Here is a 19,759-nt window from a genome sequence, read left to right as displayed (position 1 = left end):
ATGAAAATTGTCGCACTTGCCGGTTCTATTATCGGCTCAAAAACAAGAACAGCTATGCATAAATTTGTCGAAATGGTCCAAAAAAAATACCCGGAGTATGAAGTGACGCTTCTGGATCTCGCTGACTATCAACTAGTATTTAGTGATGGACGTAATTATTTTGACTATGAGGGCGATACAAAATATGTGACAGAAACCATCATGGCTGCGGATGCTATTGTTATTGGTACGCCAACATTCCAGGCATCCATTCCAGCAACATTGAAAAATATCTTTGACTTATTACCAGTCAATGCCTTTCGCGATAAAGTGGTCAGTGTTGTGGTCACAGCAGGTACGTCGAAGCACTACTTGATGGTGGAGCAGCAATTAAAGCCGATTCTAGCTTACATGAAGGCCCATATTGTGCCAACCTATGTATTTATAGAAGAAAAAGACTTTTTACGCAAAGAAATTGTCAATGATGATGTTCTTTTCCGTCTTGAACGGTTAGCAGAGGACACTGTAATGGTAACAGACGCATTTGCAGAAATTCGTGCGAAAAAAGATGCTGAATACGATTTTTAAAGATTAAAAGAAACGCTGTGTAGCAATAGGGCACAGCGTTTCTTTTTATTGTACATGCTAGCAGTTGGCCCATTTAAACCAGCGTGCATGCCCATCTGGTCGTTCCATTGTACGAATCGGCTCAATGGTGCCAAGATGCATAAAATCTTGATGTAGCTGTAAGTCAAATAGATTATTATAGCAATGATAAAGAGGTCGCACCATGCTTATTTCCTTTAACTGCTCCATTAATTCAATCCGTAATGATAATGGCATTTGATTGGCGACATGTGTATGATAAACGACTAACATTGCATCTTGCGCAATTGTTTGACTAATCTCTTGGATCAGTTGGATTGCATCACCCTTTATTAACTGAATATCTAATTGACCAAAGATAGGGAGAGCTTCATTCAACAACAATCGACGTTCGTGGTGTTCAGGCCAGATTAAAGCTTGCAGCCATTGACTTTCTTCCTTTTGCCGGAGATCAATAGGATTTAAATCAATGCCAATCCTTCGACAAACAACAGGTGGCTTAGACACAGTCGCAGGAAGTGTTTCCCCTCGGTTTTCTGAGGATATGGTACACCCATTGCTCGTATTGATAATGGATAATTGACGATTGTAGCAATAATTGTAGTGATCCATACCAAGCTGAAGTCCAGCACTTGCTCCTATTTCTATGAAGGCTAATGGTCGTTGATGCTTGTGATATATGTCAGTCATCATAGGATAGAGATAGGCACAACGTCGAATTTCATTGGTTTGGACGAGTTTTTCTTGAAACAATGACTTTAATTGTGCTGTATGCGCCATTACAAATGCCTTAAAGACAGGGTAAACCCCTTGAATGGGAAGTGGAGTTGCCGTAAGAGACGCGTAATACTTAGCTAAAGGATCTTTCAAGGAACCCAATAAATATTGCACAGCCGCCAACAATAAATTGGGTGCTGGTTGATTGGGTGGAATCATGGAGGCAATCTCTAAAAGCTCCTCATCCACAGCAATATTATTAGCTAAATGTTCATACAGGGGGCTAGAGTCTACACATTCCTGTTCGGCAAATACTCGAAATTGACGACTTAATGTAGCATAAGACATGTATATCTCTCCTTTTGCATCATCTATTTAATAGTCAGTCTATTATTATTGTATAATTTAGTAAATTAAATATATGTAATGAACTTAATCAAAAATAGTAATCAAGGAGGAGAAAACATGGAGTTTAAATGGTTACAGTCCTTTATTGTAGCGGCTCAAACTTGTAATTTTCGAACAGCGGCACAACAACTTCATCTTTCACAGCCAAGTATCACCGTTCACATTCAACAGTTAGAAGAATTTTTGCATGTTCAATTGTTTAAGCGTGAAAGAAACCGTGTCCAATTAACTGAAGCCGGGAAGCTTTTTCGACTAGAGGCACAGCAAATGGTCCTTCAGTGGGAGCAAAGTATTGAACGTATTCGTTTAGTCAGTAAAGGCATTCATGAAAAGATTATTATCGCTATGACCCCTTTAATGGTGGAAACCATTTTACCGCATGTTTTGTATCAATTTATCAATGATCACCCTGCATTGGAAATTTCGATTTTAGTGGAGGATTCAGCTAAAATTGAAGATTTAGTTCATCAGCATCAAGCGCATATAGGTATCTCCTTATTACCAACTCGCTATCGACATTGGCATCAAGAGCTGCTTATTGAAAGCCCGTTAGAATTAGTGATTCCATTAGATGCTTATGACGATGAAACAGGGGCTTACATCGATTATGAAGAGCTATTTCAAACATATACATTATTTACGCATCATCACCCAACTATTTGGAATGAGCTTTTACATAATTTAAGAGAAAACTATATGTTAACGAGGCAAGTATCAATTTCCCAATCCTATGTCGTAAAAAGACTAATCAAAGACGGCTTAGGGATGTCTTTTCTACCTCGTATGATCGTAAGAAAAGAGCGTATGGAGGGACGTTTTAATATTGTACCGTTTGAAGGTTTTTCATTGCCAAATGTACCCGTATACTTGTTCTATAAAGAGTCGACAAATGTTCCAAATGACTTACTAGAGCTATTACTAACTAGAAATTATTTATAATTCACATGATGTTCAAAAATGAGGGGAATCTGAGTGAATTGTTTGTAAGGGTTTTCATAGACAGTGTCCCATTATGGTATGATAGATAATAGTTTGTAAGGGGGAATAAACATGGTATTTTCTCTTTTTAAAAAGAAGAAAGATTCACAGCCATTAAAAAATAGAGTTGAGTTTTGCATCACGAATTTATCGTTAGGTGCGGCAGATGCATATGATGTCTTACTAGAACGTGAAGATATTGAGATGGAGGAATCGGGTTGTACATCGCATTGTGACATCTGTGAGCAAGGTATTTTTGCTATTGTGAACGGAGAAATCGTCACTGCGGATGATGCGGAGGCATTAGTACAGGCTATTGATGAAGAAATCAAACAAAATCCACTGTTCTAATTAAAAAACAGCTTGTGAACGCACAAGCTGTTTTGTTATGGAACGAGGATTACCAACCACGAACATATTGTACGGGTGGTTGCAGTTCTTCGCTTAATTCTTTAGCTGCATGGAGGGGCCAGTACGGCTCACGGAGTAATACACGAGCTAAGAAAATTAAATCTGCACGGTTATTTTGCAAAATTTCTTCGGCTTGAATGGCTGTTGTAATAAGGCCCACTGCACCAGTAGGGATATCAGCTCCATGTTTGATGGCTTCTGCATGAGAAACCTGGTAACCTGGAAAAACATTGATAGCAGCAGGGACAACGCCACCTGTTGATACATCTACAAGGTCTACCCCTTGTGACTTCATCCAGCGGCTAAAGACGATGAAATCTTCCATTGTAGTGCCATCCTCTGCGTAATCTTCTGCAGAAACACGTACCAACAATGGCCCATCCCAAACACTGCGAATGGCATCGATGATTTGACGCAATATACGGTAGCGATTTTCCTGTGAGCCACCATATTGATCTTCACGTTTGTTCGTAGCAGGCGATAAAAATTCACTGATTAAATAGCCGTGTGCTCCATGAATTTCTAGTACGTCAAAGCCTGCCTTTGCAGCACGAATAGCCGCTTGTTTAAACGCTTCAATCACATGATGAATGTCCTCTTCAGACATGGCTGTTGGTGTTTGATAGTCTGAACTAAAGGCAATTGCTGATGGGGCAAAAATTTCGCCATCTATTGCTGCTTTACGTCCGGCATGACCAAGCTGGATGCCTGTTTTAGCCCCATATGCTTTCATGCCTTCTACTAATTGACGTAAGCCTTCAATATGCGCGTCATCCCAAATGCCTAAGTCCTTGTTGGAGATACGACCTTCTGGTACAACACCCGTAGCTTCTAAAATGATTAATCCTACTTGCCCAGCTGCCCGTGTCGCATAATGGACTTGATGGAAAGGTGTGACCATACCATCATCCTCGGCTGAGTACATACACATTGGTGCCATGACAACACGGTTTTTTAAGGAAATCGATTGTAATTGATAAGGTTCGAATAATTTACTCAAAATAAAGCCCCCTAATTCCTAGTGATAAACTTTATTTTGCACCTAATGTTATCCATTTGCAAGTGAACGAGATCGTGCTTCTGCTTCTTTAATACAAGCTTCAATCGCCTCATTAAATTGATACTGCTCTAGCGCTTGAATCCCCGCCTCAGTTGTCCCGCCAGGGCTTGTTACTTTTTTGCGTAGGACATCCGGTTCATCTACGGATTGCTTGAGCATTTCAGCAGTACCAGCAAGAGTTTGTGTCATCAATAATCGTACTGTATCTTTGGATAGACCTACCTCTGTTCCTACACGCTCGAACGCTTCCATTAAATAATAAATATAAGCAGGACCACTACCTGAAAGGGCTGTGACTGCATGTAATTGATCCTCATCGACTTCAATAACGGAGCCAACAGCCTCTAATAACTGGAGAAAAAGAATACGCTGTGCAGTAGATACTTCGTTATTAAATGCAATGCCGCTTGCGGACATACCGATAGTGGCAGACGTGTTAGGCATCACTCGTGCGACTGGACGGCTCCCTAAAAGTTCAGTAATCGTCCCTATCCCAATTCCTGCTAGAATGGACAGAATCGCAGACTGTGCTGTGATTTTTGGTTTTAACTCCCGCATTGCTGCAATTGCGTCTTTTGGCTTCATCGCCAAAATGATTAGATCTGCCTGACGAAAAATGACCTGATCAAACATGCAGTGAATGCCATATGTTTCTTGTAAAAAATGTAGACGTTCTTTGTCAGAGCGATTGGTGACGTAAATTTCCTGTGGTGAAAATACCTTTTGCTTTATCCACCCTTGAATCAATGCCTCTGCCATTGAGCCCGCACCGATAAATAAAATTTTTTTCATGAATAAAACCTCCAGTTCAAAATAAAAAAGCGCTCTCGTCCTTATTTAGAAGGACGAAAACGCTTTTGTTTCCGCGGTACCACCTTTGTTTGCCAATGTTGGCACAACTCTTAGCCCTTTTATCGCAAGGGAGACGGTTATGTTTGCATAACTGCTCAGAAATAGGTTCGGTAATGGGAGTGGGTGATGTTACTCTCAGCAAATGTAACACTCTCTAACACCTTCACCAATTACGTACTCGGCTTCTTCAACGCACATTAATAATTAGATTATTCAAAATTATAGTGATGGATGAGCTACCTGTCAACAGGAAGATGACGAAAACAGAAAAAACTTGTAAAATAGAATGAATCAGTATTCACTAGCGAGTAAAAAGGGGGAGACAACTTTGTCTATATACAAAATAGAAATACCAACACCCTATGAAGTAGGAGATGTCAATGCATTTATTGTGAAAGGTGATGCACTTAGCATTTTTGATGTTGGACCAAAAACGGTAGAAGCCTATGATGCTCTGAAATGGGGAATTCGTGCCGCAGGCTACGATATGCGAGATATTGAACAAGTTGTGCTCACCCATCATCACCCTGATCATGCGGGATGGGTCGATGCATTTCCACATGCTGAAATTTTAGGCCATGCCTATAATGATAAGTGGCTTCGTCATGACGAGGAGTTTTTACGTTATCACGAGCAATTTTACAGTGAACGTTTATTTGAACATGGGGTGCCACAAGAGTATATTGCTAAAAGCGTGCATGTTCGTCGCGAATTAGAGCTTGTAGGTGAACGTCCATTGACACAAATTTTGGCGGATGGAGATGAAGTACCTGGGCATCCAGGATTAAAGGCAATTGAAACATTAGGGCATGCACAAAGCCATTTTATTTTTTTGGATGAACAAACCCATCATGTGATTGGCGGAGATTTATTACTTGAAAAAATAACGCCGAACCCTTTAATTGAGCCACCATTAGATCATTCATTGGGACGCACAAAATCATTATTACAATATAACGAATCGCTAGAAATTTTACGCCAATTACCTGTCAAAATGATGTATACAGGACATGGGGCTGAACTACAAGACATTCCAATCTTAATTGATAAACGACTAGAAAGACAGCATCAGCAATCCATGAAAGTTTGTGAATTACTAGGGGATGATCAATTAACAGTTGTGCAAGTGACGAAACGATTGTATCCAGCTATCTTCCAGCATATGCTTGGTTTAACACTATCCAAAACATTGGGGCATTTAGATTATTTAGAGGCAAATAATTATATTACTTCAACGAAGACAGAAAAAGGCATCTATTTATTTAAAAGAAAGTAGGACTATATATGAATAGTAAGACGATCTTTGTGACAGGGGCAACAAGTGGTGTAGGCTTAAAAATAACGGAGTTACTAGTAGCGCAGGGTCATACCGTTTATGCTACAGGCCGCAATGCTGTAGCTTTAAAAGTTTTAGAACGTTTGGGAGCCAAAGTCATTCAAGCTGATTTAACCCATTTACATACACTCGACGCTGTTTGTGCGCAGCTTCCACCCATTGATGTTGCCATCCTTTCAGCTGGTGTTGGAAAGTTTGCTGAGGCTCCAAAGTTAATGGATGAGGATATTGCACAAATGATTGAATTAAATATTAGTGTACCTATTTACCTTGCTAAACGGTTAGCTTCCACGATGATGGAGCGAAATCAAGGGCATTTGATTTTTATTGGGTCTCAGGCTGGCAAGGTCGCCACTCCGAAAGCAAGTGTTTATGCAGCTACCAAGCATGCGATTGTAGGATTTACAAATGGACTACGGATGGAGCTTGCGCCCTATCATGTAAAAGTAACGGCTATTCACCCTGGACCGATTGATACACCATTTTTAGACAAGGCCAATGATCAAAGTGGCTATCGCGAATCTTTAGGTAGATTTTTATTATCAGCTGATGAAGTGGCACAGGCGACAATTAAAACAATTGAGCGCCCAGTTCGAGAGATCAACCTCCCAAAAATCATGGGGCTATCAAGTAAACTGTATGCACTGGCACCTGCAACTATTGAGTTGTTAGGGAAATCATTTTTCCATAAAAAATAATGAACATCTAACTGTAAGCATGTACTTCTCATGTCTACAGTTTTTTCATACTGACTAAGAAAAGGGGGGTATTATGTATACAATTGGACAAGTGGCAAAATTTTTAGGCATTTCTAGAGATACGATCAAATATTATGAGGAAAAGGAATTGGTTAAGCCTCAACAAAATAGTGAGAATGGCTATAGAACATACAATCAATTGGATATATATCATTTAACAACCGTCAATTTTTATCGAGAATTGGATTTAGAAATTAAACGAATACAAGAAGTAAGAAAAGGCATGAGTATTGAGGGAATCCAACACCTATTAGAGGAGAAAGAACAACAGGTATTAGAGGAGATAGCCTATAAAAACCTACTGTTAAAAAAACTCCAAAATGCACAAGAGGATTGCCAAAAAATTCAACAATACTTAGGTACCTTTACGATAAAAGAAATGAAACCTCTAGCCATGGTAGGCGTAATAGACCATTATACAGCTTATGAAGAATATGACGCACTTAAAGAAAACACAGACAGTTTAAAAAAAGCGGTTATCCTGACATCATTAAGAAGAGTAATACAGTTTAATGAACAAGGCATGCAGGAAGAAAAATTTATGATTGTGCGAAAGCTAGAAGAAAACGAGGAAACGTTAGAAGAGCAAGTTTTATATCATCCTACCTGTTTATATACGGTCATTGAAGATGGAAGATGGTCAACGGGTGGCAATAATACAGACGACCAAGTGGAGGCGACAATTAGAAGAGTAGCTAAAGAAAATGGCTATGAGCTTTTAGGTCTCGTTTATATTAACTTATTACTAGCCACTTTCGAGGGAGGACTAGAACGAATTTTTTTAGAAATGTATGTTCCCATAAAATAGAGTGATAGATGGAAATATGTATTGACCTGTGAGCAACCCCCAGGTTTAAGCTGAAAGTATTCAGAACGAAACGGGGGATTTATGATATGAACAAAAAAAAGAAGCTAAAAAGACCTGTAGCGAGTTTCATTATCCTGACTAATATCATCTTTTTGCCACTTTTTTGCCTTGTAGGAGCCGTTAAAATGTTAGGCTTTCCTACCTGGGTATTCGATATAGTACGCTGTCTATCTGCATGGTCATCGACTTTTGCCTTTGCCATACTATTTTCAAAAATTTATCCAGGGCAGCATTTTTTACATTTCGTGAAACAAAAATTTAAAAATCAGCTTCGATTTTCTGTCATTCTTTCTGCTCTGCTTATTCAAGCCACCATCTTTATGATCATCTTACTTCTTGTTATGAAAAATACTCAAGCTGATGCTATCTTGACTATTTCCTCTTGGGGAATGCTTAGTTATTTTTTCTTTAAAAATCTATTGTCAGGACCTATAGGAGAAGAATTAGGGTGGAGAGGCTTTGCGTTGCTTGAGCTCCAAAAGAAATATGGGTCATTACAATCTGCAATCATCATAGGATTTTGGTGGGGAATTTGGCATTTACCTATTTGGTTCACAACAGGACTTACAGGGCTGGAGCTACTAAAATACATCATATTCTTTATGCTTTCCATCATTTCTACGACCATTATTATGACAGCCTTCTATACAATTAATCAAAATTTAATCATTCCTATAATGATCCATCAATTCTTCAATTTTTTTATAGGCATTATAAACGATAATTTAATTATTTTAATGATGTATAACGCTATCCTGTATTCAATAGCAGCCTTTCTACTTATACTGATGAATCCAAATAAGGTTTGGTCTAATAAACCTAGCCAATGACATCATAAAGCCAATGTGATGATTTCCACACTACCGCCGGGTGCGCTTCTCGCTTGAAAACAATTGATCAATTGGCTCCCAAAGACCCATTAAGATGAATATGGATAGTTCGTTTATTTATCCATTAGTAGTGTCATAAGAATCCAGTTTATACATTGGATTCTTTTTTGTTGTAATTTATACAGTATACATTTATGTCTATAGTAAAAAAGCGTTTTTTTTGAGTATATATCATTGATTTCTTTAAGAGTAATGTATGGGTAAGCTGACTTTTTATAAGAAAAATAAAAGTCTATTAATTTATAAAAATACACTTGTTTTTATTTTTATAACATGATACTATTCGTGTATAAACTTTTAATTGAATGTATAAACATACATATCTATAGAGCAATGGAGGCGCATTTTTTATGGCAAATAAAAAGGTTGTACTAGCATATTCAGGTGGACTTGATACTTCGGTAGCAATTCCATGGTTAAAAGAACAAGGTTGGGACGTTATCGCAGTATGTCTTGACGTTGGTGAAGGGAAAGATCTGGAGTTTGTAAAAAACAAAGCTCTACAAGTAGGAGCAATTGAATCTTATATGGTGGATGCAAAGGATGAATTTGCTGAAAACTATGCATTAATCTCATTACAAGCACACACTTGGTATGAACAAAAGTATCCATTAGTGTCAGCTCTTTCTCGTCCATTAATTTCGAAAAAATTAGTTGAGATTGCGAACCAAGTAGGTGCGGATGCTGTCGCTCATGGTTGCACAGGAAAAGGAAATGACCAAGTTCGTTTTGAAGTTTCTATTAAAGCATTAAATCCTGATCTAGAAGTATTAGCACCAGTTCGTGAGTGGGGCTGGAGCCGTGATGAGGAAATTGAATATGCGATGAAACATAATGTTCCTATTCCTGCGACATTAGATTCTCCATTTTCAATTGACCAAAACTTATGGGGTCGTGCGAATGAAGCGGGCATTATGGAAGATCCATGGGTATCTCCACCAGAAGAAGCTTATGGCTTAACCGTTTCAGTAGAAAACGCACCAAATGAAGCAGAGTATGTGGAAATCGAATTCGTGGCTGGTAAACCAGTTGCTTTAAACGGCAAAGAAATGAAGCTTGCTGATTTAATTCAGGAATTAAACGCAGTAGCAGGTGCACATGGCATTGGACGTATCGATCACGTTGAAAATCGTTTAGTAGGTATTAAATCTCGTGAGGTTTATGAAATTCCTGGCGCTAAGGTGCTGTTAACGGCTCATAAGGAGCTGGAAGATTTAACACTTGTCAAAGAATTAGCCCACTTCAAGCCAGTCATTGAGAAAAAACTATCTGAATTAATTTATGATGGTTTATGGTTCTCTCCATTACGTGATGCACTTGAGGCATTCCTTGCCCAATCACAGCAATATGTGAATGGTACAGTGCGTGTGAAATTATTCAAAGGGCATGCCATTGTAGAAGGACGTAAATCACCAAATTCACTATACAATGAAAAATTAGCCACATATTCGAAGGAAGATCAATTCAACCACGCTTCCGCTGTAGGCTTTATCGAACTATGGGGTCTACCAACTGTAGTGAACTCAGCTGTTAATAAAAAGTAATCGTAATAAGCAGGGTGGGGTGAAGCATTTGTGCTTGCCCTACACCTTTTGAAAAGTAATAAAGGAAAAGGTGAGCTGACATGACAAAACTTTGGGGTGGACGTTTCCAAAAATCAGCAGAAGCATGGGTAGATGAATTCGGTGCATCCATTGGCTTTGATCAACAACTTGTGCTAGAGGACCTTGAAGGTAGTGTTGCACATGTCACAATGCTTGGCGCAACAGGGATTTTACCATCAGCTGATGTAGAGGCCATACTGAGTGGTCTTGCCCAACTGAAAGAAAAGGCAATAGCAGGTGAGCTTGAATTTAGCATTGCTAATGAAGATATACACTTAAATTTAGAAAAGATGCTCATTGATTTAATTGGTCCTGTTGGTGGCAAACTACATACAGGACGTAGCCGTAATGACCAAGTTGCGACGGATATGCATCTCTTTTTGAAAAAGCGTGTCCAGGAAACAATTGATTTAATTGCTATATTCCAACAAACTTTATTAGTCCAAGCCGAGGAGCATATTGAAACGATTGCACCGGGCTACACACATTTACAACGAGCTCAGCCCATTTCTTTTGCCCATCATTTAATGGCCTATTTTTGGATGCTAGAGCGTGATAAGCAACGCTTCACAGAATCCATCAAACGCATTGATATTTTGCCATTAGGGGCAGGAGCGATGGCAGGGACAACATTCCCAATAGACCGTTTAAAATCAGCAGAATTGCTAGGATTTAATGATGTTTATGCCAACTCGATGGATGCTGTAAGCGACCGTGACTTTATTGTAGAATTTTTAAGCAATGCATCCTTGTTAATGGCTCATTTATCGCGCTTTGCTGAGGAAATTATTATATGGTCTACAGATGAATTTAAATTTATCGAATTGGATGATGCCTTTTCAACAGGTTCTTCCATTATGCCACAAAAGAAAAATCCCGATATGGCTGAGCTCATTCGAGGCAAAACAGGGCGTGTTTATGGAAATCTAATGGGTTTGTTAACGGTTTTAAAGGGAACACCATTAACGTACAACAAAGATATGCAAGAAGATAAAGAAGGCATGTTTGATACAGTGCATACGATTCTTGGTTCTCTGAAAATCTTTGAAGGTATGGTTCGTACGATGACTGTCAATACGGAACGCTTACAGCAAGCTGTTCATGCTGACTTCTCGAACGCAACCGAGCTAGCTGATTACCTTGCTACAAAAGGTATGCCTTTCCGTGAGGCACATGAGGTGACAGGTAAACTTGTGTTCACATGTATTCAAAAAGGCATTTACTTATTAGATTTACCATTGGATGAGATGAAGCGTGAAAGCGAGCTAATTGATTCGGATATTTATGAGGTGTTAACGCCAGAAGCGGCTGTCCGACGCCGTCACTCCCTTGGGGGAACTGGCTTTGACCAAGTCAAAATTCAAATTGAAAAAGCCCAAGCTTGTCTAGCTGTCCAACATTAATTTTGCGTGCATGTCCTCGTGACTTTTGCATAGATATTCATTAAAGCTGTCCTGTGAGGCGCTATGAAAACCTTATCCTTTTTCAACAAAACCAGAGGGTGACATGAAAAAGAGTACCTTACATACGTGAAGGACAATCCCCAATTCTGGAGACGCGGAATTGGGGTTTTTGTATTTCAGCTAAACAAATTAGTAAATAGAAAAAGCCGATTTCCTAGTACGTTCACTAAGAGAATGCCTAATTATTCGTAAAAAATATGCTCAAATACCTCCAAAGGTAGAGTATAGTTTGTTTTCAAAAGGGAAATCCATAATCCCTATTTTAGATGCACTTTGTGAATGGGGAGAAGAACAGCTACAACAAATAAGCCAAGGAACAATGACATAAAAGTTGAGAAGAAATTAGAATTATGAATTGTACTATTATTTTTAGTTTTAAACGGTAAAGAAAATAATCATGCATAAACGAATGGACAATGGTTCATAATAAGTGCGGAAACACTTATTAATCTAACCTGATGGGGAGGATGCAGAATGAGTAATAGTCAAACACCCAAAGACCAAGAATCTCAGGAAAGTCCGCCACAGCTGTTGATGGTTGAAGCTTCTTAAAACTTAAGCCTAAAGGTGAAGCAGAGTTCTGTTTCACTGTAGATTAAGGTGAAGCGTAAACCATCTCAGTAAAAAATCAAATAGAAGCAATAAGTGTCCATGGATCCAGAATTTTTCTGGATCCTTTTTTATGCTGCTTTTTCATGGGGGAGGTGGAGAAACTACAATAATCCCTACATTTGACAATGAAAAAAATCTGTACTAATCTATATAGAACAGATTCTGTTTGGTGTCCATTAGCCTATCGAATGGAATAGCTGTGTAATTAATCCAGTGAATTATAAAACAATGGAAGTAGGGGTATTATGCTTATAAATAGTAGGCATTTTTGGCACCACTATTTCACCTTTGGAAAAGGGCATTTTTTATTCCAATACATACGATCCATCCTTGTAAGCTAAGAACAATAAGGCATTGATGGGATAGTCAATTTTGCAAACAAATGGTGTTACATGACAATCAGTAGGGCAGTATGGCCAATTTTGTTTGACATAGAAAGGGAGAGTAAATTGAAAAAATTGTTTGTGTTATGCTGTACGCTTTTACTTTTAGCTGGCTGTGGGCAAAAGGAAGAGCTTGTAGAAAATAAAGAGACCAAGGGGGAAAGTGCCATGAACGAACAGTTTATTGGAAAATGGGAAGGCAATATTGAAACACCGAATGGACAGCTACCAATCATTGTTGATTTACAGAAAAATAGTGGTACTCTATCCGTGCCAGCTCAGGGCCTATCTAATTTCCCGTTGCAGAGTGTGAAATATACAGGTGATCAGGTAACCGTTTCCATTCATTTAAACGGATCAATAATTGCTATTAATGGTACTTTCAAAAATGAACAAATAGAAGCTACATTTCAACAAAATGGTGGGAACTTCCCACTTATCTTACAAGCATATAAAGAGGAACCAGTAACTTATGAAACATTAAAGATTCCAGTTCAGCAAGGTGACCTTATAGTGGCTCTTCAAAAAGCCAATACGACATCTCCATCACCAGTCGCAGTTATTATTGCTGGCTCTGGACCGACAGATAAGGATGGTAATTCAGTTTTAGCTGGTAAAAATAATAGCTTAAAAATGATTGCTGAAGGTTTGGCTCAGAAGGGAATCACAACTGTACGCTATGATAAACGAGGTATTGGGGATAATCAAGCACTCTTGACGAAAGAAGCAGATGTGACGTTTGACCATTTTGTTGAAGATGCAGTGCAAATCATCCAATCATTGCAGGCTAATAAAGCCTATACAAGTGTTCATGTCATTGGACATAGTGAAGGTTCATTAATTGGTTTATTAGCGGATCAAAAAACAGGAGTAGCATCCTTTGTTTCGATTGCAGGTGCTGGACGTCCAATGGATGAAGTTTTAGTGGAGCAATTAAAAAGTCAGCTAGCACCAAATTTATTCAAAGAATCAAAGGACATTTTGGCAGCTCTAAAGCAAGGAACGCAAGTGGAACATATTTCGCCAGAATTACAAGCAGTCTTCCGTCCTTCTATACAGCCTTTCCTTATTTCCGTGTTAAAGTATAATCCAGCCACAGAGCTTGGAAAAGTAAAGAGTCCTGTACTACTTGTGCAAGGAACGACTGATTTACAAGTGAAGGAAGTCGATGCAGAGGCATTAAAGAAAGGTAACCCTGATGCAAAGCTTCTTTATATGGAGGGAATGAACCATGTGTTGAAAAAGGCACCAGAAGACTATGCCGCGAATTTAGCAACCTATGCAGACCCAACACTTCCACTACATGAAGATTTACTACCAGCTATTCAACAATTTATTAATGGAAAGTAGGCTGAGTCACTTTGGGTGTTTTTGTATATTTAATCATCATGCTTCCGTTTCTCATCTTTGCCCTTGTATTATCACAGGGGAAAGGAACTTTTCTAATTGCTGGCTTTAACACAATGTCACAAGACGAAAAAGATACGTATGACGAAATAGCACTTGCAAAATTTATGGGGAAGATGATGTATGGCTACTGTTTTTGTGTACTTTTATGGGTGCTGAATGAACTATTTCAAACACAGTGGTTATTTATTGTAGGTCTTGTTCTTTTTGTAGTGCTTACGATTTTTTTAATGATCTATATGAACACAGGTAATCGATTCAAAAAATAAAAAATACAAAGAAGGACTTGATCGCAACAATGACAAGTCCTTTTTGTATGAGAATCATTATCATTTATCTGGAATTCTGTTAAACTAGTGCCATGTCAATGGTTAAACTAGAAGGAGTGCTTGAGCTAAATGAAATTAAGCGACCATATACTTTTGTGGAATCACGCGTACATTAAAATCATGGATATACGTTTTACAATGATGGAACAAGGAGAAGCATTCGGCCCTTATCCATTGCCTATGAATGCCTTTCTGTATACAAAAAGAGGCGATGCTCAAATATGGGTCGATAAAAATAGGCATTTAGTACAATCCTTTCATGCCTTTCATGCAGGAAAAGGTGTATGTATACAGATTGTAGCAGAGAAGGAATTTGATTATTTTCTGATTTTCTATAAAACCACTCTACCGTTACCGAATCGACAAGAAATTGTAGCTTTGTTGGAAAACGACAATCCGTTTCAATACCAGTATGCTTTCGCACCAGCTAATCCACTTACTCTGCTTGATAAAGTGGAGCAAATGAATACGTTTTGGCTACAACCCAATGAAAAAGAGCTGAAACGTTTACATATAAAAGCATTGTTTTATCAATATATTTATGAATTACTACGACAAATGCATAACCAGGGAATTCACCCTATAAAGCCAGATATAGTTACAGAAGCCGTTCGCTATATTGAGGAACATTATCAGAGGCCATTGACGCTTGAAAAGCTGGCTCAGGAATTATCTTGTAGTGTAGGTTATTTATCTAAGTTATTTAAAGAAAAAATGCATACTAGCCCGATTCATTATTTGGGTGTCATGCGTATAAATAAAGCAGCGAAATTGCTAGTACAAACAGATGCGACATTGCAGGATATTGCTGATCATGTTGGTTATCCAGATGGCTATTCATTAAGTCGAAGCTTTAAACGACATAAGGGCATTTCTCCAGCTCAATTTAAAAAAGCATGGAAACAAAAAAGCGAAGATGAAGAATTGCCATTTTGGAGAAGAAGATATGCTATTCTCCCAAATCCTATCGAATGGTATATTGATGATGAAATTGAAAATCATTATCAACGAAAGGGAGCAAGCGAAATGTCGAAGTTTAAAAACATGAAGGTAACGGCCATGACGTTGTTTATGTGTCTATCATTATTATTAGCTGCATGCTCAAATGCAACAACTACAAATGGGGCTACACCAGCTGCCAATCAAGAAACAAAGGCGAATAGTGGGCAAGAAGTGATGCAGGAAGGGAAAACAAGAATTGTTGCTACGCCAAGAGGTGATGTTGAAATTCCAGCACAGCCACAGCGTGTAGCGGCTGATCAATATATGGGACAACTATTAAAGCTAGGCATTATACCAATCGGGGTTCGTGAAGGAATGTTAACGGAAGGGTGGATAAAAAAATCAGGTATTCCGCAAGAAACACTCGATAAAATTGAGAACTTGGGTAACTTTCCAATGAACCCAGAAAAACTCATTATGTTAGAGCCCGATTTAATTATTGGATCAATCGAAAAAAATATTGAACAATACGAAAAAATAGGAACGACAGTTTTTATCCCGTATTGGGAAGAACTTTCAACGGCAGGGCCTTTGGAAAAATTCAGAAGAATTGCTGAAGTATTTGGTAAAGAGCAAGAAGCGGAGGAATGGATAACAGGATATGAGCGCAAGGTAGAAGATGCTCGAAAACAAATAAAAGGCATTATTAAGGAAGGAGAAACGGTATCAATTGTGCAATTAAGCCCTACAGGTTTGTTTGTGTTAGCTGCTGAGGGTGGGAATTATGGTAGTAATACCATTTATCAGATGTTGAAATTACCTCCTACAGAACAAGCATTAAATATGAAAGAAGGCTTTGAAAATATTTCGCTAGAGGTGCTGCCCGAGTATTTAGGCGATCATGTATTTGTCTATGTGAATTCGCAAGAAGATGCAGAGGAGATATTGAACAGCCCTATTTGGCAAGGAGCCCCTGCAGTGAAAAATGGCCATGTTTATATGTATGGTGAATTCGATGATGAATTCGTCATGGAGGATCCATACTCTTTAGATCTTCAGCTTGATAAAATTGTCAACGTTTTATTAGAGAAAAAACAGTGACCAACATAACCTGAATTTGTTTTAACATAAACCCTCCTCGGTGGCTTGTTTTAGAGGAGGGTCTATGCTGAGATTGGTCCTAATGACAATAATTGCATGTTGTATGACTATTTTATAATATTAATAGCATAGAATTTATGAAATGAAGTAGAGCCTATTAAGCAAGGTTCTACTTTTTATCAATACTTAAAAAACTGAATATTTAGGAAACTGTAAATTTAATGTCACAAATATGCTTGAAAAAGGGCTGTTCTTCTTCTTTTCTGTAAAAATAGAATTTTTAGAATAATAAGTATTATTATAGAGGACATTAAAAAATTAATAGGTAAGGAGAATTATTTAATATGTCTCAAATGTTAGCACTGACGATAGTACTTGCTATTCTTTACATCGGAGATATTGTCGCAACAAGAACAAAGGCTTGGATTCCATCTGTGTTCGTCTGTGCGGTATTATTTTTAATCGGCTATTGGACGTTTTTCCCGAAAGATATTGTTAGTATTGCCGGGATCGGTCCAGTAGTTGCCACGATGTTAATGTATTTATTAATTACCAATATGGGGACACTTCTGTCACTCAAGGAATTGAAAAACCAGTGGAAGGCAATTGTCATTTCATTGGCCGGTATTGTAGGAATTATTGCTATTTTATTTACCTTTGGCGCCATGATTTTTGATTTGAAAACAATGATTGTGGCAGTTCCACCATTGGTTGGAGGAGTTGTGGCTGCATTAGTCATGTCAGAAGGTGCCTCGGCTGCTGGCTTAGAGGATTTAGCAGTTTTTGCAATTGTTATTTATGTCATTCAAGGATTTGCAGGCTATCCGATTACTTCAATTGTATTAAAACGTGAAGCAAAACGTTTATTAAAAGAACACCAACAAGGTAAGCTACATACGATTTCACAAGTGCAGGAAGAAGAAAACGCTGCTACTGAACAGCCTAAATTATTTAGGAAGATGCCTGCCAATTATAATACAGAATATTTTAAATTTTTCCGTTTAGCGCTTATTGGTTTATTGGCCTACGGTACATCGACCGTATTAGCTCCAATTGTGACAGTTAATGCGCTAGTACTGTGCTTAGTGTTTGGTGTACTTGCTTCAACAATTGGTTTTTTAGAAAAGCAACCGTTACAAAAAGCAAATGGCTTTGGCTTTGCCATTATGGGCTTAATGCTCTTTATATTCGACGGCTTAAAACAGGCAACCCCTGAAATGCTAATGCGCATTATTGTTCCGTTAGTTGTTTCGATTGTCCTAGCTGTAGCCGGCATGTATATTTTCTCGTTCATCGCAGGGAAAATATTAAAAGTTAGCCCGAACTTAGCGTTTGCGGTTTCCTTAACAGCGCTATATGGTTTCCCCGCAGATTATATTTTAACGAATGAAGTGGTGAAATCATCGACGACGGATGAAAAAGAGCGTGAAATGCTGCTAAGTCGTATGCTGCCACCTATGCTTGTTGGAGGCTTCATTAGTGTAACCATAACATCGGTTATTTTAGCGGGTATTTTCGTCAATTGGTTATAAAAAAGGAGAGAGTAATCATGACTAATATTAAACCTATCATTGCTGATCTTAACAGTGAGCTTGTGGCGATTCGTCAAACATTACATAGTGAGCCGGAGCTTTCGTGGGAGGAATATGAAACAACGAATTATGTAGCAGCTTATTTAGATAAGCTAGGTATTCCTTATAGACGAACAGAACCCACAGGTATTATTGCTGAATTAAAAGGGAACAAGGAAGGAAAAACGGTTGCCCTACGAGCGGATATGGATGCCTTATCCGTTTGTGAAATTCGAGAGGATATTCCATATCGATCTAAAACAAATGGAAAGATGCATGCATGTGGTCATGATGCCCATACAGCCATGCTATTAATTGCCGCTAAAACTTTACATGCAGTCCGTGACGAAATAGAAGGGACAGTTCGATTTATTTTCCAGCCTGCTGAAGAAGTTGCTACAGGGGCAAAAGCAATGGTTGAGCAAGGCGCTATGGAAGGTGTAGATAACGCATTCGGTATTCATATTTGGTCACAAATAGACACAGGAAAAATCCAGTGCAATAAAGGACCTGCGTTTGCCTCTGCTGATATTTTTAAAGTAACTTTCAAAGGTCAGGGTGGTCATGCTGCAGCGCCACATGATGCTATCGATGCAGTGATGATTGCTTCGACCTTTGCGTTGAATGTTCAAACGGTTGTATCGCGTACAGTCAATCCACTTCGCCCAGCTGTCTTAACCATTGGTAAAATGGATGTCGGTACCCGTTTCAATGTAATTGCCGAAGACGCTATTTTGGAAGGAACTGTGCGTTGCTTCGATCAAGACGTACGTATGCATATGGAAGCGCAAATTCGCCATTATGCTGATCAAGTTGCAATACTCTATGGTGGAACAGCTGAGGTTATTTATGAATACGGTACTCAAGCCGTCAACAACGATAAAGCTAGTGCCGACTTAGTTGAACGTTTAGCAATGGAGCATTTTGGTGCTGAAGCTTATCATTTAGACGACCCAACGATGGGTGGCGAGGATTTCAGCTTTTATTTAGATGAAGTGCCAGGTTGTTTTGCGTTGGTAGGTTCTGGAAATACAGAAAAAGATACACGCTGGGCACATCATAATGGTCATTTTGATATTGACGAAGATGGTTTGCGAATTGGAGCAGAATTATATGTGCAATATGCGTTAACTTGGCTACAAGAAAATAAATAATATGAAAACGTAAGCGGTAATTTTAGTCATTGTATAATTCCATGCTAGCTGGTCATAATAAAAAAGATTTCACTTATGAAATCTATAATGATGAGGAGGATGAAAAATGAGTAGGTTCGAACAATTAGACCCCAAATCTCAAAAAATCCACCGCAACTGGTCAAGGATTAAGCGATCAAAATCGCAAGTAAACGGGGAAACGGAGATCACTCTTCATAACCGTCTCTTGCGAAGCGAAGCAAAGGCCCGTCAGTTTTAATCATGCTAGAAAAGTAAGTGTCATCAAGCCCAGAAATTTTCTGGGCTTTTCTTTTTGTGTAATATATAATG

The 19,759-nt window shown here is 38.6% G+C and carries 18 protein-coding genes and 1 pseudogene; 16 read left to right on the top strand and 3 right to left on the bottom strand.

Going from position 1 to position 19,759, the window contains the following annotated elements; genetic code table 11:
* Positions 1-567, top strand: a complete 567-nt coding sequence (locus tag PI85_RS08700) for an NADPH-dependent FMN reductase (RefSeq protein WP_039391610.1) — start codon at positions 1-3, stop codon at positions 565-567.
* A gap of 57 nt (positions 568-624) precedes the next feature.
* Here PI85_RS08700 and PI85_RS08695 read toward each other — a convergent pair whose 3' ends face one another.
* A complete protein-coding gene (locus tag PI85_RS08695; RefSeq protein ID WP_036126784.1) occupies positions 625-1,650 on the bottom strand; it encodes a DUF2332 domain-containing protein in 1,026 nt (341 codons plus the stop codon).
* Positions 1,651-1,767: 117 nt separating this feature from the next.
* Here PI85_RS08695 and PI85_RS08690 point away from each other — a divergent pair, with 117 nt between their 5' ends.
* Together PI85_RS08690 and PI85_RS08685 are read left to right on the top strand one after the other, a co-directional pair.
* Positions 1,768-2,649, top strand: a complete 882-nt coding sequence (locus PI85_RS08690) for a LysR family transcriptional regulator (protein ID WP_036126781.1) — start codon at positions 1,768-1,770, stop codon at positions 2,647-2,649.
* Positions 2,650-2,760: 111 nt separating this feature from the next.
* Entirely contained in the window at positions 2,761-3,039 is a 279-nt protein-coding gene (locus PI85_RS08685; RefSeq protein WP_081937113.1) for a DUF1450 domain-containing protein, read from the top strand.
* Between the two features lie 49 nt (positions 3,040-3,088).
* Here PI85_RS08685 and namA read toward each other — a convergent pair whose 3' ends face one another.
* Together namA and proC are read right to left on the bottom strand one after the other, a co-directional pair.
* The gene (gene namA / locus PI85_RS08680; protein ID WP_008178311.1) at positions 3,089-4,099 is read right to left on the bottom strand and encodes an NADPH dehydrogenase NamA; all 1,011 of its coding nucleotides are present in this window, start codon (positions 4,097-4,099) and stop codon (positions 3,089-3,091) included.
* A gap of 48 nt (positions 4,100-4,147) precedes the next feature.
* Positions 4,148-4,951 carry a pyrroline-5-carboxylate reductase gene (gene proC / locus PI85_RS08675; RefSeq protein WP_036126779.1) on the bottom strand — a complete coding sequence of 268 codons (804 nt, stop codon included), beginning with the start codon at positions 4,949-4,951 and terminating at the stop codon, positions 4,148-4,150.
* 346 nt (positions 4,952-5,297) lie between these two features.
* On the opposite strand from proC, the gene PI85_RS08670 reads away from it, so the two are divergent.
* From PI85_RS08670 to PI85_RS23870, 13 genes and pseudogenes are all read left to right on the top strand, one after another.
* Entirely contained in the window at positions 5,298-6,287 is a 990-nt protein-coding gene (locus PI85_RS08670) for an MBL fold metallo-hydrolase (RefSeq protein ID WP_042737448.1), read from the top strand.
* 8 nt (positions 6,288-6,295) lie between these two features.
* Positions 6,296-7,045 (top strand): SDR family oxidoreductase, encoded by a 750-nt coding sequence (locus PI85_RS08665; RefSeq protein ID WP_036126775.1) that lies wholly within the window; start codon positions 6,296-6,298, stop codon positions 7,043-7,045.
* A gap of 73 nt (positions 7,046-7,118) precedes the next feature.
* Positions 7,119-7,913 (top strand): MerR family transcriptional regulator, encoded by a 795-nt coding sequence (locus PI85_RS08660; RefSeq protein WP_036126773.1) that lies wholly within the window; start codon positions 7,119-7,121, stop codon positions 7,911-7,913.
* A gap of 86 nt (positions 7,914-7,999) precedes the next feature.
* Complete coding sequence (locus PI85_RS08655) at positions 8,000-8,803, top strand: CPBP family intramembrane glutamic endopeptidase (RefSeq protein ID WP_036126771.1); 804 nt, start codon at positions 8,000-8,002, stop codon at positions 8,801-8,803.
* Between the two features lie 410 nt (positions 8,804-9,213).
* Entirely contained in the window at positions 9,214-10,407 is a 1,194-nt protein-coding gene (locus tag PI85_RS08650) for an argininosuccinate synthase (RefSeq protein ID WP_036126768.1), read from the top strand.
* A gap of 80 nt (positions 10,408-10,487) precedes the next feature.
* Positions 10,488-11,870, top strand: coding sequence for an argininosuccinate lyase (gene argH / locus PI85_RS08645; RefSeq protein WP_036126767.1), 1,383 nt, complete (start codon positions 10,488-10,490; stop codon positions 11,868-11,870).
* A 238-nt stretch (positions 11,871-12,108) separates the two neighbouring features.
* Positions 12,109-12,258: pseudogene (locus PI85_RS24855) on the top strand (winged helix-turn-helix transcriptional regulator); the annotation flags it as partial.
* Between the two features lie 733 nt (positions 12,259-12,991).
* A complete protein-coding gene (locus tag PI85_RS08640; RefSeq protein ID WP_036126765.1) occupies positions 12,992-14,275 on the top strand; it encodes an alpha/beta hydrolase in 1,284 nt (427 codons plus the stop codon).
* 11 nt (positions 14,276-14,286) lie between these two features.
* Positions 14,287-14,601, top strand: a complete 315-nt coding sequence (locus tag PI85_RS08635; protein WP_051998130.1) for a DUF3784 domain-containing protein — start codon at positions 14,287-14,289, stop codon at positions 14,599-14,601.
* 129 nt (positions 14,602-14,730) lie between these two features.
* Complete coding sequence (locus PI85_RS08630) at positions 14,731-16,704, top strand: AraC family transcriptional regulator (RefSeq protein ID WP_036126764.1); 1,974 nt, start codon at positions 14,731-14,733, stop codon at positions 16,702-16,704.
* A gap of 344 nt (positions 16,705-17,048) precedes the next feature.
* Positions 17,049-18,236: a hypothetical protein gene (locus tag PI85_RS08625; RefSeq protein WP_036126760.1), complete on the top strand. Its 1,188-nt coding sequence runs from the start codon at positions 17,049-17,051 to the stop codon at positions 18,234-18,236.
* A gap of 14 nt (positions 18,237-18,250) precedes the next feature.
* Entirely contained in the window at positions 18,251-19,429 is a 1,179-nt protein-coding gene (locus PI85_RS08620; protein ID WP_235318472.1) for an amidohydrolase, read from the top strand.
* Positions 19,430-19,535: 106 nt separating this feature from the next.
* Entirely contained in the window at positions 19,536-19,688 is a 153-nt protein-coding gene (locus PI85_RS23870; RefSeq protein WP_004231380.1) for a YpzG family protein, read from the top strand.
* The last annotated feature ends 71 nt before the right edge of the window (positions 19,689-19,759 follow it).

The organism is Lysinibacillus sp. A1 (assembly GCF_000801965.1).
In the GTDB taxonomy this organism is placed as follows: Bacteria; Bacillota; Bacilli; order Bacillales_A; family Planococcaceae; genus Lysinibacillus; species Lysinibacillus fusiformis.
Note: the sequence above shows the minus strand (reverse complement) of the source record. Positions and strands in the feature narration are given on the sequence as shown.

Coding starts and splice junctions, on each gene's coding strand:
- PI85_RS08700 (WP_039391610.1), top strand. CDS start 1: ATGAAAATTGTCGCACTTGCCGGTTCTATTATCGGCTCAAAAACAAGA.
- PI85_RS08695 (WP_036126784.1), bottom strand. CDS start 1,650: ATGTCTTATGCTACATTAAGTCGTCAATTTCGAGTATTTGCCGAACAG.
- PI85_RS08690 (WP_036126781.1), top strand. CDS start 1,768: ATGGAGTTTAAATGGTTACAGTCCTTTATTGTAGCGGCTCAAACTTGT.
- PI85_RS08685 (WP_081937113.1), top strand. CDS start 2,761: ATGGTATTTTCTCTTTTTAAAAAGAAGAAAGATTCACAGCCATTAAAA.
- proC (WP_036126779.1), bottom strand. CDS start 4,951: ATGAAAAAAATTTTATTTATCGGTGCGGGCTCAATGGCAGAGGCATTG.
- PI85_RS08670 (WP_042737448.1), top strand. CDS start 5,298: ATGAATCAGTATTCACTAGCGAGTAAAAAGGGGGAGACAACTTTGTCT.
- PI85_RS08665 (WP_036126775.1), top strand. CDS start 6,296: ATGAATAGTAAGACGATCTTTGTGACAGGGGCAACAAGTGGTGTAGGC.
- PI85_RS08660 (WP_036126773.1), top strand. CDS start 7,119: ATGTATACAATTGGACAAGTGGCAAAATTTTTAGGCATTTCTAGAGAT.
- PI85_RS08655 (WP_036126771.1), top strand. CDS start 8,000: ATGAACAAAAAAAAGAAGCTAAAAAGACCTGTAGCGAGTTTCATTATC.
- PI85_RS08650 (WP_036126768.1), top strand. CDS start 9,214: ATGGCAAATAAAAAGGTTGTACTAGCATATTCAGGTGGACTTGATACT.
- argH (WP_036126767.1), top strand. CDS start 10,488: ATGACAAAACTTTGGGGTGGACGTTTCCAAAAATCAGCAGAAGCATGG.
- PI85_RS08630 (WP_036126764.1), top strand. CDS start 14,731: ATGAAATTAAGCGACCATATACTTTTGTGGAATCACGCGTACATTAAA.
- PI85_RS08625 (WP_036126760.1), top strand. CDS start 17,049: ATGTCTCAAATGTTAGCACTGACGATAGTACTTGCTATTCTTTACATC.
- PI85_RS23870 (WP_004231380.1), top strand. CDS start 19,536: ATGAGTAGGTTCGAACAATTAGACCCCAAATCTCAAAAAATCCACCGC.